The 13,411-nt window shown below is 69.8% G+C and carries 12 protein-coding genes; 8 read left to right on the top strand and 4 right to left on the bottom strand.

All coding sequences use genetic code 11. The features are described from left to right. Positions 1-53: 53 nt before the first annotated feature. Positions 54-833: a transcriptional repressor LexA gene (gene lexA / locus ACFVYK_RS14300; protein WP_069767422.1), complete on the bottom strand. Its 780-nt coding sequence runs from the start codon at positions 831-833 to the stop codon at positions 54-56. Positions 834-1,415: 582 nt separating this feature from the next. Here lexA and nrdR point away from each other — a divergent pair. Both nrdR and ACFVYK_RS14290 read left to right on the top strand, forming a co-directional pair. Next, positions 1,416-1,985 carry a transcriptional regulator NrdR gene (gene nrdR, locus ACFVYK_RS14295; protein ID WP_389773004.1) on the top strand — a complete coding sequence of 190 codons (570 nt, stop codon included), beginning with the start codon at positions 1,416-1,418 and terminating at the stop codon, positions 1,983-1,985. 158 nt (positions 1,986-2,143) lie between these two features. Continuing rightward, positions 2,144-5,044: a vitamin B12-dependent ribonucleotide reductase gene (locus ACFVYK_RS14290; RefSeq protein WP_389773002.1), complete on the top strand. Its 2,901-nt coding sequence runs from the start codon at positions 2,144-2,146 to the stop codon at positions 5,042-5,044. 102 nt (positions 5,045-5,146) lie between these two features. Here ACFVYK_RS14290 and ACFVYK_RS14285 read toward each other — a convergent pair whose 3' ends face one another. Next, on the bottom strand, positions 5,147-5,680 hold the full coding sequence (locus ACFVYK_RS14285) for a TerD family protein (protein ID WP_389772999.1): 534 nt from the start codon (positions 5,678-5,680) through the stop codon (positions 5,147-5,149). A 156-nt stretch (positions 5,681-5,836) separates the two neighbouring features. Here ACFVYK_RS14285 and ACFVYK_RS14280 point away from each other — a divergent pair, with 156 nt between their 5' ends. The 3 genes from ACFVYK_RS14280 to ACFVYK_RS14270 all read left to right on the top strand — a co-directional run bounded on the left by ACFVYK_RS14280 (position 5,837) and on the right by ACFVYK_RS14270 (position 8,140). Next, positions 5,837-6,442 (top strand): YdbC family protein, encoded by a 606-nt coding sequence (locus ACFVYK_RS14280; protein ID WP_389772996.1) that lies wholly within the window; start codon positions 5,837-5,839, stop codon positions 6,440-6,442. A 118-nt stretch (positions 6,443-6,560) separates the two neighbouring features. Next, positions 6,561-7,238, top strand: coding sequence for a histidine phosphatase family protein (locus ACFVYK_RS14275; RefSeq protein ID WP_389772993.1), 678 nt, complete (start codon positions 6,561-6,563; stop codon positions 7,236-7,238). Beyond that, positions 7,235-8,140, top strand: coding sequence for an ADP-ribosylglycohydrolase family protein (locus tag ACFVYK_RS14270; protein ID WP_389772990.1), 906 nt, complete (start codon positions 7,235-7,237; stop codon positions 8,138-8,140). Before ACFVYK_RS14275 ends, ACFVYK_RS14270 begins: the two co-directional genes overlap by 4 nt. Positions 8,141-8,524: 384 nt before the next feature. On the opposite strand, the gene ACFVYK_RS14265 is transcribed toward ACFVYK_RS14270, so the two are convergent. Continuing rightward, positions 8,525-10,072, bottom strand: coding sequence for an MFS transporter (locus ACFVYK_RS14265; protein ID WP_389772987.1), 1,548 nt, complete (start codon positions 10,070-10,072; stop codon positions 8,525-8,527). Between the two features lie 179 nt (positions 10,073-10,251). Here ACFVYK_RS14265 and ACFVYK_RS14260 point away from each other — a divergent pair, with 179 nt between their 5' ends. The 3 genes from ACFVYK_RS14260 to ACFVYK_RS14250 all read left to right on the top strand — a co-directional run bounded on the left by ACFVYK_RS14260 (position 10,252) and on the right by ACFVYK_RS14250 (position 12,374). Continuing rightward, on the top strand, positions 10,252-10,875 hold the full coding sequence (locus ACFVYK_RS14260; protein ID WP_389772985.1) for a TetR/AcrR family transcriptional regulator: 624 nt from the start codon (positions 10,252-10,254) through the stop codon (positions 10,873-10,875). A 93-nt stretch (positions 10,876-10,968) separates the two neighbouring features. Then, positions 10,969-11,670: a ribonuclease HII gene (locus ACFVYK_RS14255; RefSeq protein ID WP_389772983.1), complete on the top strand. Its 702-nt coding sequence runs from the start codon at positions 10,969-10,971 to the stop codon at positions 11,668-11,670. 68 nt (positions 11,671-11,738) lie between these two features. After that, positions 11,739-12,374: a hypothetical protein gene (locus ACFVYK_RS14250; RefSeq protein WP_389772981.1), complete on the top strand. Its 636-nt coding sequence runs from the start codon at positions 11,739-11,741 to the stop codon at positions 12,372-12,374. Positions 12,375-12,660: 286 nt separating this feature from the next. Here ACFVYK_RS14250 and ACFVYK_RS14245 read toward each other — a convergent pair whose 3' ends face one another. After that, the gene (locus ACFVYK_RS14245) at positions 12,661-13,281 is read right to left on the bottom strand and encodes a hypothetical protein (protein ID WP_389772978.1); all 621 of its coding nucleotides are present in this window, start codon (positions 13,279-13,281) and stop codon (positions 12,661-12,663) included. Between the last annotated feature and the right edge of the window lie 130 nt (positions 13,282-13,411).

The following is a 13,411-nucleotide window of genomic DNA, read 5'->3' as shown; positions in this document are numbered from 1 at the left end:
TCCCGGGGCCCAGTCAGGGGGCCGGACGGGGGAGCCCCGCCCGGCTGCCGCGCTCAGACGCGGCGGAGTACGGCCACCACCTTGCCGAGGATGGTCGCGTCGTCACCCGGGATCGGCTCGTAGGCGGAGTTGTGCGGCAGCAGCCACACGTGGCCGTCCTCGCGCTTGAAGCGCTTGACGGTGGCCTCCCCGTCGAGCATCGCGGCCACGATGTCGCCGTTCTCGGCGACGGGCTGGCGGCGGACGGTGACCCAGTCGCCGTCACAGATGGCCGCCTCGATCATCGAGTCGCCGACGACCTTGAGGACGAACAGCTCGCCGTCGCCGACCAACTGCCTCGGAAGGGGGAAGACGTCCTCCACCGACTCCTCGGCCAGGATGGGGCCACCGGCGGCGATCCGGCCGACCAGCGGGACGTAGGACGCGGCCGGCTTGCCGGCGGTGTCCGTGGGCTGCACGGAGGCGGCCTGGTCGGAGCCGCGCACCTCGTACGCGCGCGGGCGGTGCGGGTCGCGGCGCAGGAAGCCCTTCCGCTCCAGTGCCATCAGCTGGTGGGCGACCGAGGACGTGCTGGACAGGCCGACCGCCTGACCGATCTCCCGCATGGACGGCGGGTAACCGCGCCGCTGCACCGAGTCCCTGATGACCTCGATCACTCGGCGCTGCCGGTCGGTGAGCCCCGAGCTGTCGGCGCGGATGCCTGGAGGTCGACCGGGCAACGAGCGCTTGTGCGCCTCGGGATTCATGGCTTCGTTCATCGCATGCACCGGCTCGAGTCGGCCCTGGGAGCGGTCCTGGGCAGTGATGGTGGCACTGTCTGCGGTGGTGGTCACGTCGGCCCCTCTCGGTTGTCTCCCTGCTGGACAACGGTAGTTGCTTTCGAAAGGTTGCGCCAAACACACGTTCGAGTGAAAAAGCGTGGATAAACGGACTTGATCATGTGTCTGGGTGTATGGCTAACGCGGTCTCCGACGGGCAAAAGGGCTGATTGTTGTACTCTTCACCGCCGGAGACGATGACCTGGTGAGGCGTTGCCCCAGTGTGCCATCCGGACTCCGGCCGCGTGAGGACCGGTCCCGCTGTTGCGCGAGAGTCCCACCGCTCCTCCGCGCGGCCCTCACGGTATCGCCGTGCGGGCCGCCGCGATGCGGCCGCACGCGCGCGTGCCGGGGTGGATTTCGCGTGCTCGGTGTGACGGCCGGATCGCGTGCGGTGAACGCGGCGGGCGCGACACGCGATCCGGCCTGGATGTATGCGCCAAGCCCCACATCTAGTGGTTGGATTGGCGCAGCGGCCCAGAAGTTGTGGTCCCCGGTGTCTCCCGATGCTGATGGATCCCCTATGCTTGGGGCTGCTTCGAGGGGTCCGTGAGGCCCGCGAGGCCATTGAGTCTGCTGTGAGGAGGGTTGGAGTTCATGCACTGCCCCTTCTGCAGGCACCCCGACAGCCGTGTGGTCGACAGCCGCACGACGGACGACGGCACGTCGATCCGCAGGCGCCGTCAGTGTCCCGACTGCTCCCGTCGTTTCACGACCGTGGAGACGTGCTCGCTGATGGTGGTGAAGCGGTCCGGGGTCACCGAGCCGTTCAGCCGCACCAAGGTCATCAACGGCGTGCGCAAGGCGTGTCAGGGGCGGCCCGTCACCGAGGACGCCCTCGCCCAGCTCGGCCAGCGGGTCGAGGAGGCGGTGCGGGCCACCGGAAGCGCCGAGCTGACCACGCACGACGTGGGGCTGGCCATACTCGGCCCGCTGCAGCAGCTCGACCTCGTCGCCTATCTGCGATTCGCCTCCGTGTATCGGGCGTTCGACTCGCTCGAGGACTTCGAGGCGGCCATCACGGAACTCAGGGACCAGACGGGACCCCCCGCCGCGGACGGCGACGACCGCGCGGACGATCCAGGGGATGTCGTGGGGAGCCGGAAGGACGACGGCGGGCGCGGCGGGACCGTTCAGGTCCCCGAGCCCGCCCGGGCCGCCGACTGACCGACGGCCCGCCTCCGGACCCGAATCGGAGCGGCCGGGCGACGGCGGACAAGACCTCTGTGGGCGGTAGCGCGTGGGTGCCCACAGTTCACTACAGAACAACGTGTCACGGAACAACGTGGCATTTCAGGGCGTTTTCGCCCGTAGAGGGAGGCGGCATGACAGAGACGGCGAGCGGTCCGGCACGAGGGTCCCGCACCAAGGCGGCCAAGACCACCAAGGGCCTGCGCATCGAGCGCATCCACACCACCCCGGGCGTGCACCCGTACGACGAGGTGGCGTGGGAGCGCCGAGACGTCGTCATGACCAACTGGCGCGACGGCTCGGTCAACTTCGAGCAGCGTGGCGTCGAGTTCCCCGACTTCTGGTCGGTGAACGCGGTCAACATCGTCACCAGCAAGTACTTCCGCGGTGCCGTGGGCACCCCCCAGCGCGAGACCGGCCTCCGGCAGCTGATCGACCGCATCGTGAAGACGTACCGCAAGGCCGGCGAGGACAACAGGTACTTCGCCTCGCCCGCGGACGCCGAGATCTTCGAGCACGAGCTGGCGTACGCCCTCCTGCACCAGATCTTCAGCTTCAACAGCCCGGTCTGGTTCAACGTCGGGACGCCGCAGCCCCAGCAGGTCTCCGCCTGCTTCATCCTGTCCGTCGACGACTCCATGGAGTCGATCCTCGACTGGTACAAGGAAGAGGGCATGATCTTCAAGGGCGGCTCCGGCGCCGGCCTGAACCTCTCCCGCATCCGCTCCTCCAAGGAGCTCCTCTCCTCCGGCGGCAACGCCTCCGGCCCGGTGTCCTTCATGCGCGGCGCCGACGCCTCCGCCGGCACCATCAAGTCGGGCGGCGCCACCCGACGCGCCGCCAAGATGGTGGTCCTCGACGTCGATCACCCCGACATCGAGGACTTCATCTCCACCAAGGTGAAGGAAGAGGAGAAGATCCGCGCCCTGCGTGACGCGGGCTTCGACATGGACCTGGGCGGGGACGACATCACGTCCGTCCAGTACCAGAACGCCAACAACAGCGTCCGCGTGAACGACGAGTTCATGACCGCCGTCGAGAACGGGGCCGAGTTCGGCCTGCGCGCCCGCATGACCGGCGAGATCATCGAGAAGGTCGACGCCAAGGCGCTGTTCCGCAAGCTCGCGGAGGCCGCGTGGGCCTGCGCCGACCCCGGCATCCAGTACGACGGTGTGATCAACAACTGGCACACCTGCCCCGAGTCCGGCCGGATCACCGCGTCGAACCCGTGCAGCGAGTACATGCACCTGGACAACACGTCCTGCAACCTCGCCTCGCTGAACCTGATGAAGTTCCTCAAGGACGACGGCAAGGGCACCCAGTCCTTCGAGGCGGACCGTTTCCAGAAGGTCGTCGAGCTCGTCATCACCGCGATGGACATCTCCATCTGCTTCGCGGACTTCCCGACCCAGAAGATCGGCGAGAACACGCGCGCGTTCCGCCAGCTCGGCATCGGCTACGCCAACCTCGGCGCCCTGCTGATGGCCACCGGCCACGCGTACGACTCCGACGGCGGCCGCTCCCTGGCCGGCGCCATCACCTCCCTGATGACAGGCACGGCATACCGCCGCTCCGCCGAGCTGGCCTCCGTCGTCGGCCCGTACGACGGCTACGCCCGCAACGCCGACGCCCACAACCGCGTCATGAAGCAGCACTCCGACGCCAACGGGACGGCCGTCCGCATGGACGACCTGGACTCCCCGGTCTGGGCCGCCGCCACCGAGGCCTGGCAGGACGTGCTGCGCCTCGGTGAGAAGAACGGTTTCCGTAACGCCCAGGCGTCCGTGCTCGCCCCGACCGGCACCATCGGTCTGGCGATGTCCTGCGACACCACCGGCGTCGAGCCCGACCTCGCCCTGGTCAAGTTCAAGAAGCTGGTCGGCGGCGGCTCGATGCAGATCGTCAACGGCACCGTCCCGCAGGCCCTGCGCCGCCTGGGCTACCAGGAGGAGCAGATCGAGGCGATCGTCGCCCACATCGCCGAGAACGGCAACGTGATCGACGCTCCCGGTCTCGCGCACGAGCACTACGAGGTGTTCGACTGCGCCATGGGCGAGCGGGCCATCTCCCCGATGGGCCACGTCCGCATGATGGCCGCGATCCAGCCCTGGATCTCCGGCGCCATCTCCAAGACGGTCAACATGCCGGAGACGGCGACCGTCGAGGAGGTCGAGGAGATCTACTTCGAGGCCTGGAAGCTCGGCGTCAAGGCGCTCGCGATCTACCGCGACAACTGCAAGGTCGGCCAGCCCCTCTCCGCGAAGACCAAGGAGAAGGAGAAGGCCGAGGTCACCGAGAAGGCCGAGGACACGATCCGTGCCGCGGTCGAGAAGGTCATCGAGTACCGCCCGGTCCGCAAGCGTCTGCCCAAGGGCCGTCCCGGCATCACGACCTCGTTCACGGTCGGCGGCGCCGAGGGCTACATGACCGCCAACTCCTACCCGGACGACGGTCTCGGCGAGGTCTTCCTGAAGATGTCCAAGCAGGGTTCGACCCTCGCCGGCATGATGGACGCCTTCTCCATCGCGGTCTCCGTCGGCCTCCAGTACGGCGTGCCGCTGGAGACGTACGTCTCCAAGTTCACCAACATGCGCTTCGAGCCGGCCGGCATGACCGACGACCCGGACGTGCGGATGGCGCAGTCGATCGTCGACTACATCTTCCGCCGCCTGGCGCTGGACTTCCTGCCCTTCGAGACGCGCTCGGCCCTCGGCATCCACTCCGCCGAGGAGCGCCAGCGTCACCTGGAGACCGGCTCCTACGAGCCGAACCTCGAGGAGGAGGACGTGGACGTGGAGGGCCTCGCGCAGTCCGCGCCGCGCCCGACGGACCTGAAGGCCGTCGCCACCCCGAAGGCCGGCGTCGAGGCGGCCATGCCCGCCCCGAAGCAGGCCCACACCAGTGCCGAGCTGGTGGAGATGCAGCTGGGCATCCAGGCCGACGCCCCGCTGTGCTTCTCCTGCGGGACGAAGATGCAGCGGGCCGGCTCCTGCTACATCTGCGAGGGCTGCGGCTCGACCAGCGGTTGCAGCTGACACCGGTCGTACGGCCCGGATCCGAGTGATCCGGTGAGGGCGGTGGAGCCGGTCTTCGGCTCCACCGCCCTCGGCGTTCACGCCCTGGCGCGCCCTACGTGCTCAGGACCGGTGTACCTGGCCCATGACCCTGGTGAACTCCACCGGGTCGTCCTCGAAGCCCCGGACACCCGGGTGGAACGACCAGCCGTCGGACGACTCGCGCACGAACTCCGCGACCGTCGCGGCGGTCGCGCCGAGGACGTCGCCGAAGTCGCCCTCGCCGAGGACGGTGTAGCCCTCCCTTATGCGCCAGCCGGGGTTGAGCACGCCGACGAAGGTCCGGTGCTGGGGGTTCTGCTGGATGACGACTCCGAGGACCACGCGCGCGTACCGCGCGTCCAGACGGTCGAGCTCCAGCGTCATGACCTCGTCCCAGCCGAAGCCCTTGCCGTCCTTGCTGTCCCGGTTGAGATAGATCGTGCCGTCGGGCGAGCGGCTGTCGAAGTGCACCACATAGGCCGGAGCGCCGTGCGGATCGCTCGCCAGGTAGGTCGCGGCCACGATGTCCAGGTCGGTGGGCGCCTGCCCCGACGGACTCGGGTCCCACTTCAGCGCCATCTCGATCTTGCGGAGTCCCTTGTTGAGGCCGCTCACCGGACTTCCCCTCCCCGTATTCGCGTGTGCTGTTCCCCCGAACGGCCCGACCGTCAGGGCCGGTTGCCCATCCTGCCACGCGCGCGTGCGCCGTCGCAGCGGAGCACTGTGCACGAGAGTGACCAACGCCACGCCCGCTGGCCTTACGATGGCGCGGTGCTGGTCAAGTGGATTCGCTGCACCGTGGTGGACCGCCGCGGTTTCGAACGGGGACAGCGGAAGTGGGCGGGGCTTCTGGGGGAGCCGGGATTTCGGGGACAGGGCGGGGGCTGGAGCAGGGCACGGCCCTCCGTCGCGCATGTCTTCACGTTCTGGGAGAGCCGCGCCTTCTACGACTCCTTCATGGCCCGCTCCCACGACCGGCTCGCGACGGCCCAGTCGGGCACCTTCAAGGACGCCCAGATACGCCTGTTCGACTATCGCTTCGACGTGAAGACGGGCTTCGAGCCCCGCTTCACCGACTCCGACCTGCTGCGGGTCGCGCTGTGCCGGGTCCACGAGGAACGCGCCGAGCACTTCACGCTGATGCAGGAGAAGGTGTGGAACCCCGCGATGGCCGGCTCTCCCGGCATGATCCGCGGACTGTTCGCCGAGGCGCCGGGACCCGAGTTCCTGGTCCTGTCGATGTGGCGCCAGCAGGCCGAGCACGGGAAGTACCGGACCGAACGCGTGGAACGGCTCGCCCTGCGCGCGCAGACCGAGACGGACGTCTCCTCCCTCATCGGCGACATCGTCGAGCTCGAATCGGCCTGGACGGTATGACGGCGCGGCCGTCCGACGTGCGCGTTCCGGGCGCTTCCCGGACAGTATGTGTGTGACCTACGCCGTATGCAGGCCGTACGAGTGCTCGATCGGCCGTCAACCGATTTAGGGTTTTGGCATGGCACGACCACGGCGCATCGTCCTTGTCCGGCACGGGGAGTCAACGGGCAATGTTGATGACACCGTCTACGAGCGGGAACCCGACCACGCACTGGCTCTGACCGACCGGGGCCGCGGGCAGGCCGAGGAGACGGGAAAGCACCTGCGCGAGGTCTTCGGCCGCGAGCGGGTCAGCGTGTACGTCTCGCCCTACCGGCGCACGCACGAGACCCTGCAGGCCTTCCACCTCGATCCCGAACTGATACGGGTGCGCGAGGAGCCCCGGCTGCGCGAGCAGGACTGGGGAAACTGGCAGGACCGCGACGACGTCCAGTTGCAGAAGACCTACCGTGACGCCTACGGGCACTTCTTCTACCGTTTCGCGCAGGGGGAGAGCGGGGCCGACGTCTACGACCGGGTCGGCGGCTTCCTGGAGAGCCTGTTCCGCAGCTTCGAGGCCCCCGACCACCCGCCGAACGTGCTGCTCGTGACCCATGGGTTGGCGATGCGCCTGTTCTGCATGCGCTGGTTCCACTGGACGGTCGCCGAGTTCGAGTCCCTCGCGAATCCGGGGAACGCGGAGATGCGGATGCTCGTTCTCCAGGACGACGACAGGTACGCCCTCGACCGTCCCTTCGACCGCTGGCGCGAACCGGCGCCCTATGGGATCACCGGGGATAGAGTGGGTGAAAGATGACCACTGACTCCTCTCCCGTCGGGCGCCTGGAGCGCGCCCTCGCCAGCCTCCGTGGCCTGGCCGTGGGCGACGCCCTGGGCTCCCAGTTCTTCGTGCTGGTGAACTATCCGCTGTTGCAGCGCCGCGAGTTGCCGCCCGGGCCCTGGCAGTGGACCGACGACACCGAGATGGCCTGCTCGGTGGTGGCGGTCCTGGCCGCACACCACCGCGTCGACCAGGACGCTCTGGCCCGCTCGTTCGCCGAGCACCATGACTTCGACCGCGGTTACGGCCCCGCCGTCAACCGGCTGCTCAGGCTGGTCAGGGAGGGCGCCGACTGGCGGGAGCTGTCGTCCGCCCTGTTCAACGGGCAGGGATCCTGGGGCAACGGCGCGGCCATGCGGATCGCGCCCCTGGGCGCCTGGTACGCGGACGACCCCGAGCAGGCGACCCACCAGGCGGAGATCTCCGCCTACCCCACGCATCAGCACCGCGAGGCCGTGGTCGGGGCCATGGCCGTCGCCGCGGCCGCCGCGCTGGCGGGAGCCCCGAGCGGGCCGCCCGGAGCGGAGGCGCTGCTGGACGGTGTCATCGCCCTGGTTCCCAGGAGCGCCGTGCGCGCGGGCCTGGGCCGTGCCCGGGACATGCTCGACTACGCCGACGCGACCACCGTCGCGGCCGTGCTGGGCTCCGGCAGACGGACGTCGGCCCACGACACCGTGCCCTTCGCGCTGTGGTCGGCCGCTCGCGCCCTCGGCGACTACGAGACGGCGTTCTGGACGACCGCACAGGTCGGCGGCGACGTGGACACCACCTGCGCCATCGTGGGCGGGGTGCTCGCCGCCGGCAAGGCCGGGACGCCGCCCGCGGCGTGGAGCCGGCAGGTGGAGGAATTGCCGAGGTGGCTGTCCTCGTCCGTGTGAGGACAGGGCGTAGGACGGAACGGGACGGTCGGCTTGTGGCGTCGGCGCCACTGCTTCGCGCGTGCCCGCCTTTCCCACCCTTGCCCGCTGGGCGGGGCGGCTGTCGGGGCCGCGCTCCGCGACCGCTCTTCTCGAACTCTCCGTGTTCGACGGGAACGCTGTGTGACGGTCCGGCGTTGTTCTGGCAACTGGCGGGCGACGTCTGCATGCGGGAGTCGGGAGAGCGAGGGACGTAGGGGGTGGGCTGTGCGGATCCCGGTGTTCATACTGGTCGCGATCACCCCGAGGTGTGGGGGAGGCCTGCGGGGCCGACCGAGGAGCGGGGGACGCGCCTCCACCGTGCGCGGTGGCGACACTCCGGGGCCGGCCCGCGAAGCCGTGCTGTCAGCCCGCCACAGGGGCAGCCGTGCCGGCCAGCGCCTCCAGGTCGCTCTTGCGGACACGGATGACGAACCAGGCGGTCAGGAGAGCGAGGAGGGCCATCCCGGCAGCGGGGACGAAAGCCGACGAGATCCCGTGCGCGAGCACGTCGTGGCCCCAGGGCGCGGGCAGTTGACGCGTCCGGGCGAACTCGGCCTTCTGTCCCGCCGAGCCTTCGGCGAGGAACTTCGGCAGCTGCTTCTGCGCCTCGTCCTTGGCCGCCGAGCCGAACACGGTCGTCAGGATGGAGAGGCCGAGCGAACCTCCCACCTGTTGCATGGCGTTGAGCAGCCCGGAGGCGGCTCCGGCCTCATGCGGGGCGACGCCCGCGACCGCGGTGACCGTCGCCGTCACGAAGTTCAGCCCCATGCCGAAGCCGAAGATCAGCATCGGCCCCAGCACTCCGCCGACGTAGGTGCTGTCCGGGGTGATGAAGGCCTGCCAGGTGAGGCCGATCACCACCAGCGTGGTCCCGGCGAGCATGAACGGCTTGGGCCCGAGGACCGGCAGGAAGCGCTGCGACAGGCCCGCGCCGGTGGCGATGGCGAACGTGACCGGGAGGAAGGCGAGCCCGGCCTTGATGGGCGTGTAGCCCAGCACGTTCTGCACGAAGAGCACGATGTAGAAGAACATGCCGAACATGGCCGCGGCCAGGCTCAACATGATCACGTACGTGCCGGAGCGGTTGCGGTCGGTGAACATCCTGAGCGGGGTGATGGGCTCCTTGGCGCGTCTCTCCGTGAACACGAAGGCGACCAGCAGGATCAGCGCTGCTCCGAAGGCGCCGAGCGTCAGACGGTCCCGCCAGCCCTCCTCCGCCGCCCGGATGAACGCGTACACCAGGGAGGCCATGCCGGTCGTGGAGGTCAGCGCGCCCGCGATGTCGAAGCGCCCGGGGTGGCGTTCGGACTCGGTGATGAACATCGGCGCGAGCGTCGCGATGAGGATGCCGATGGGCACGTTGACGAAGAGCACCCAACGCCAGTCGAGCCACTCGGTGAGCATGCCGCCGGCGAGCAGTCCGATGGCGCCGCCGCCCGCGGACACCGCGGCGAAGACGCCGAAGGCCCGGTTGCGCTCGGGGCCTTCGGGGAACGTCGTGGTGATGAGGGCCAGCGAGGTGGGCGAGGCGATGGCCCCTCCCATGCCCTGCAGGGCCCGCGCGGCCAGCAACTGCCAGGGCTCCTGGGCCAGTCCGCCGAGCAGCGAGGCGAAGGTGAAGAGGAGGATCCCGGCCATGAAGACCCGGCGTCGGCCGAGGATGTCGCCGGCACGGGCGCCGAGCAGGAGCAGGCCGCCGAAGGTGAGCGTGTAGGCGCTGACCACCCAGGTGAGGTCGGTGGTGCTGAACTCGAGGGCGCCTTGGATGTGCGGGAGCGCGATGTTCACAATCGTCGCGTCGAGTACCACCATGAGCTGGCAGGCGGCGATGACGGCGAGCGCTATGCCCGGATGCCCCGCACGCCGGGCGGCGCCCGGTTTCCGGTCTTGTGTCAACTGAGAGGCTGTCACTGTGAGTCCCCCACAAAGACTTTAGTGAACGATGGCGTTCACTGGCCCGTCAAAGGTAGTGAGTTCCTCGTAGTGAACGCAAGCGTTCACTTATGGCGTCGTCGCCCGGCGAGTCCCCCGCCGGCGCCGACCAGAGATTCTCCCCGCCCCCGTTCTTTCCGCTCGCTGGAGACACTCAGATGGTTACTTCGCGCTGGACGGCCGCCCCCGCTCCGGTGGCCTCCCCCCGCCGGCGCGGCGCCGTGCTCGAACGTGCGATTCTCGACGCAGCGCTGGAGCAGTTGGGCACCGTCGGCTGGAACGGCCTCACCATGGAAGGCGTCGCGGCCGGCGCCCAGACCGGCAAGGCCGCCGTCTACCGCCGCTGGCCGTCCAAGGAGGACCTCGTCGCCGAGGCCCTGCGGGCGGGGCTGCCGCGGCTGGACGGGGCGCCCGATCTGGGAAGCGTGCGTGAGGATCTGCTGGCGCTCTGCCGTGACGCCCGCGACGCGATGTTCTCCCGTCCGGGTCTGGCGTTGCGCTCGGTGATTCACGAATGCGATCCGTCCCAGGCCGAGCGCTTCCAGGTCCTGATCTTCGAGAGCGTGGTCGAGCCGACGATCAGACTGCTCCATGACGTCATCAGCAAGGGAATAGAGCGAGGTGAGGTACGAGCCGACGCGGCGAACAGTTACGTCTTCGACGCCATGCCGGCGATGATGATGTACCGGTCGAAAATATGCGGCTGCGAATGGAGTGATCGAGAGCTCGAGGAGATGGTCGACGGGCTCATGCTGCCCCTGCTCCGGCCGCACACGCCTTGAGCGCGGTGTCGACGCCGATGAGGCCGGCCCGCGAGGGGCCCCGGCCGACCGGGGTGTCGCGACGGGATCGAGGCGGCGTAATCTAAGGGCGCCATGCCGTACGAACCACCCACTCACACCGTCGAGCGCTCCCTGCGCGCCACGACCGGGGCCAAGGTCATCGCCGGCGTCGACGAGGTGGGCCGGGGTGCGTGGGCCGGTCCCGTCACCGTCTGCGCGGCGGTCACCGGCCTGCGCCGGCCTCCCCTGGGTCTCACCGACTCAAAGCTCCTCACCATCAAGCGTCGCAACGAGCTGTCCGAGGAACTGCTGAAGTGGGTGACGTCGTACGCCCTGGGGCACGCGTCGCCCGAGGAGATCGACCATCTCGGGATGACCGCCGCCCTGAGGCTCGCCGCAGGGCGCGCCCTGGAGGCCCTCCCGGTCCGCCCGGACGCGGTGATCCTCGACGGGAAGCACGACTATCTCGGGTCCCCGTGGCGGGTCCGCACGGTGATCAAAGGCGACCAGTCGTGCGTGGCCGTCGCGGCGGCCTCGGTGATCGCCAAGGTCCGGCGCGACAAAATGATGGCCGAACTGGGTGCCGACCATGCAGACTTCGGCTTTGCGGACAACGCCGGGTACCCGTCGCCCGTGCACAAGGCCGCACTGGAGGAGCGGGGACCCACCCCGCACCACCGGTTGTCGTGGGCGTATCTTGATGCGCTGCCCCAGTGGCGGCACCTCAAGAAGGCCCGCAGCTGGGCGAACGGAAGCGTTCCGGAGGTCGAAGGTCAACTCGGCTTCGACTTCTGACCTTTCCGGTCGCACTGATGTGCCACCCGCTGGCGCGTGCCGCACCACCCTTTGATAGACAACAGCTCATGCCTCTCATTCCCGAGGAGCCTCAGATTCACGAGAGTGCCCAGGGTCCCCGCGCCACTCCGGCCAGCGGCCGCATCGCGCCGACCCCTCGACCTGTACCCGGACCCCGTCCCGCGGCTCCGTCGCGTCCCGGTCGTCCCGGACCGCTCCGGCCCACGCCGCCGGCGCAACGCGCGCCGCGCGACACGGCCGCCAGGCCCGGGCCTGCGGTCCCGGCCGCTCCCGCCGCCGCGCCCGCTTCGGCGACTGCCCAGGTCCAGCTGATCCCGGCCTCGGCCGAGGGCGCGCTGGACGCCGCAGAGGAGGCCCTTGACCTCCTCCTGGAATCCGGTCGCGCCCCGGGGGACGTGCTGGTGATCACCACCGGCGAACAGCACCCCTGGGCCGCTCACGAGCTGTCCTTCGGCGAGGCGCCCTACTGGGCGCAGCACGACGCCGGGGACGACGTCTTCTACGCCGATGCCGCCGCGGCGGCCCGAGCCGGCGTGCGTCCGGTCGTCGTCGTCGCCGTCAACGGCGGAACAGACGCCGTGGTCGCCACCGCTCTGCCACTGGCCCTCGCACGCGCTTCGGCCCTGCTGATCGTCTGCGGCGACCCGCAGCAGATCAACGGGGTGCTGGGCGCGGGCGTCTGAGATCGTTCCGGTAGACCGGTAGACCGGTAGACCGGGATCCGCGCCCGGAGCTCAGGGAGGCGTCGCTGCTGCGGCGCCTCTTCCGTGCGTCCTGAGCCGCTTCACCGTGTCGGGCTCCCCGGCGTGGGTCTCGGAGGGGTGGTGCGCGTCACCGCGGGCCCTGTGTGTCAGGCGGTCGGCGTACGCGCGTCGTGCCGAGGACAGTACTCGGGCCGCCGCCACGACGGGCAGCGGTCGGCCCTGCAGACGGGGGATGGGCCGCCGGACGTCCAGGGCGGGTTCGCCGTCAGCGTGCGGCCGCGCGACGCATCACCTCGGAGGCGGCGCCGCCGGTCCGGGGCTGCGGCGGCGGGGCCTCGGACAGGGCGAACGGCTCCGGCGTCGAATCCGCGTTGGGCCGTCGGCCCCCGCGTCCCTCGCCGAGGACCTGCCAACCGTCCCGGGTCAGAGTGATGTACGCCCCGCAGCGCAGGCCGTGCAACGTGCAGGCGTCCCGCAGGCCCCACATCCACGCCCCGTCCTCCTCCGTCCACCGCGCGTCGCCGTCACGGCAGTAGAGCAGCACGGCGGTACGGACGGGGGTGCGCAGCCGCAGATCATGGGGTATGACCCGGCGTAGCTGGGCGAGCAGGGCGTTGCGGAACACCCAGCCGTCACTCGAAGCCTGCCGCCGGGTGAACGAGGCGCTGGCCCGCACCCGTTCCTCCGGATCGAGGACGGCCACGATCGCCGTCGTCGGCCGCGGCCGGTGCCGTGAGTGCAGTCCGCTGACGACTTCCCGAGGGTTGCGCAGCAGCGGTATGCCGGCCGCGGCCCATTCGGCAGGCTCGAGCAAGCGGTTGGCGGAGGTGGCGGCCGTGGACGTCGACAACGATGCCGCCGAGGACGGAGCGAATCCGAAGGTCACGATCCTCCCTTCGGCTACGGCCGCACACTGCGGGCAGGTCGGATTCGGGGGAGCGCACGCCGCAGCAGAGCCCAACCGGACTACGGGCCGAGCCGTGCGGGGAGCGGACTTCAATTCTTCCTGCCGAACT

This window comes from Streptomyces sp. NPDC058291, assembly GCF_042880855.1.
Classification (GTDB): Bacteria; Actinomycetota; Actinomycetes; order Streptomycetales; family Streptomycetaceae; genus Streptomyces.
The sequence above is the reverse complement of the archived record's forward strand: the minus strand, read 5'-3'. Positions and strand labels throughout refer to the sequence as shown.

What these genes read in the sequence shown, in the direction of transcription:
- nrdR (WP_389773004.1), top strand. Translation starts at nt 1,416, where the DNA reads ATGCACTGCCCCTTCTGCAGGCACCCCGACAGCCGTGTGGTCGACAGC.
- ACFVYK_RS14290 (WP_389773002.1), top strand. Translation starts at nt 2,144, where the DNA reads ATGACAGAGACGGCGAGCGGTCCGGCACGAGGGTCCCGCACCAAGGCG.
- ACFVYK_RS14275 (WP_389772993.1), top strand. Translation starts at nt 6,561, where the DNA reads ATGGCACGACCACGGCGCATCGTCCTTGTCCGGCACGGGGAGTCAACG.
- ACFVYK_RS14270 (WP_389772990.1), top strand. Translation starts at nt 7,235, where the DNA reads ATGACCACTGACTCCTCTCCCGTCGGGCGCCTGGAGCGCGCCCTCGCC.
- ACFVYK_RS14260 (WP_389772985.1), top strand. Translation starts at nt 10,252, where the DNA reads ATGGTTACTTCGCGCTGGACGGCCGCCCCCGCTCCGGTGGCCTCCCCC.
- ACFVYK_RS14255 (WP_389772983.1), top strand. Translation starts at nt 10,969, where the DNA reads ATGCCGTACGAACCACCCACTCACACCGTCGAGCGCTCCCTGCGCGCC.
- ACFVYK_RS14250 (WP_389772981.1), top strand. Translation starts at nt 11,739, where the DNA reads ATGCCTCTCATTCCCGAGGAGCCTCAGATTCACGAGAGTGCCCAGGGT.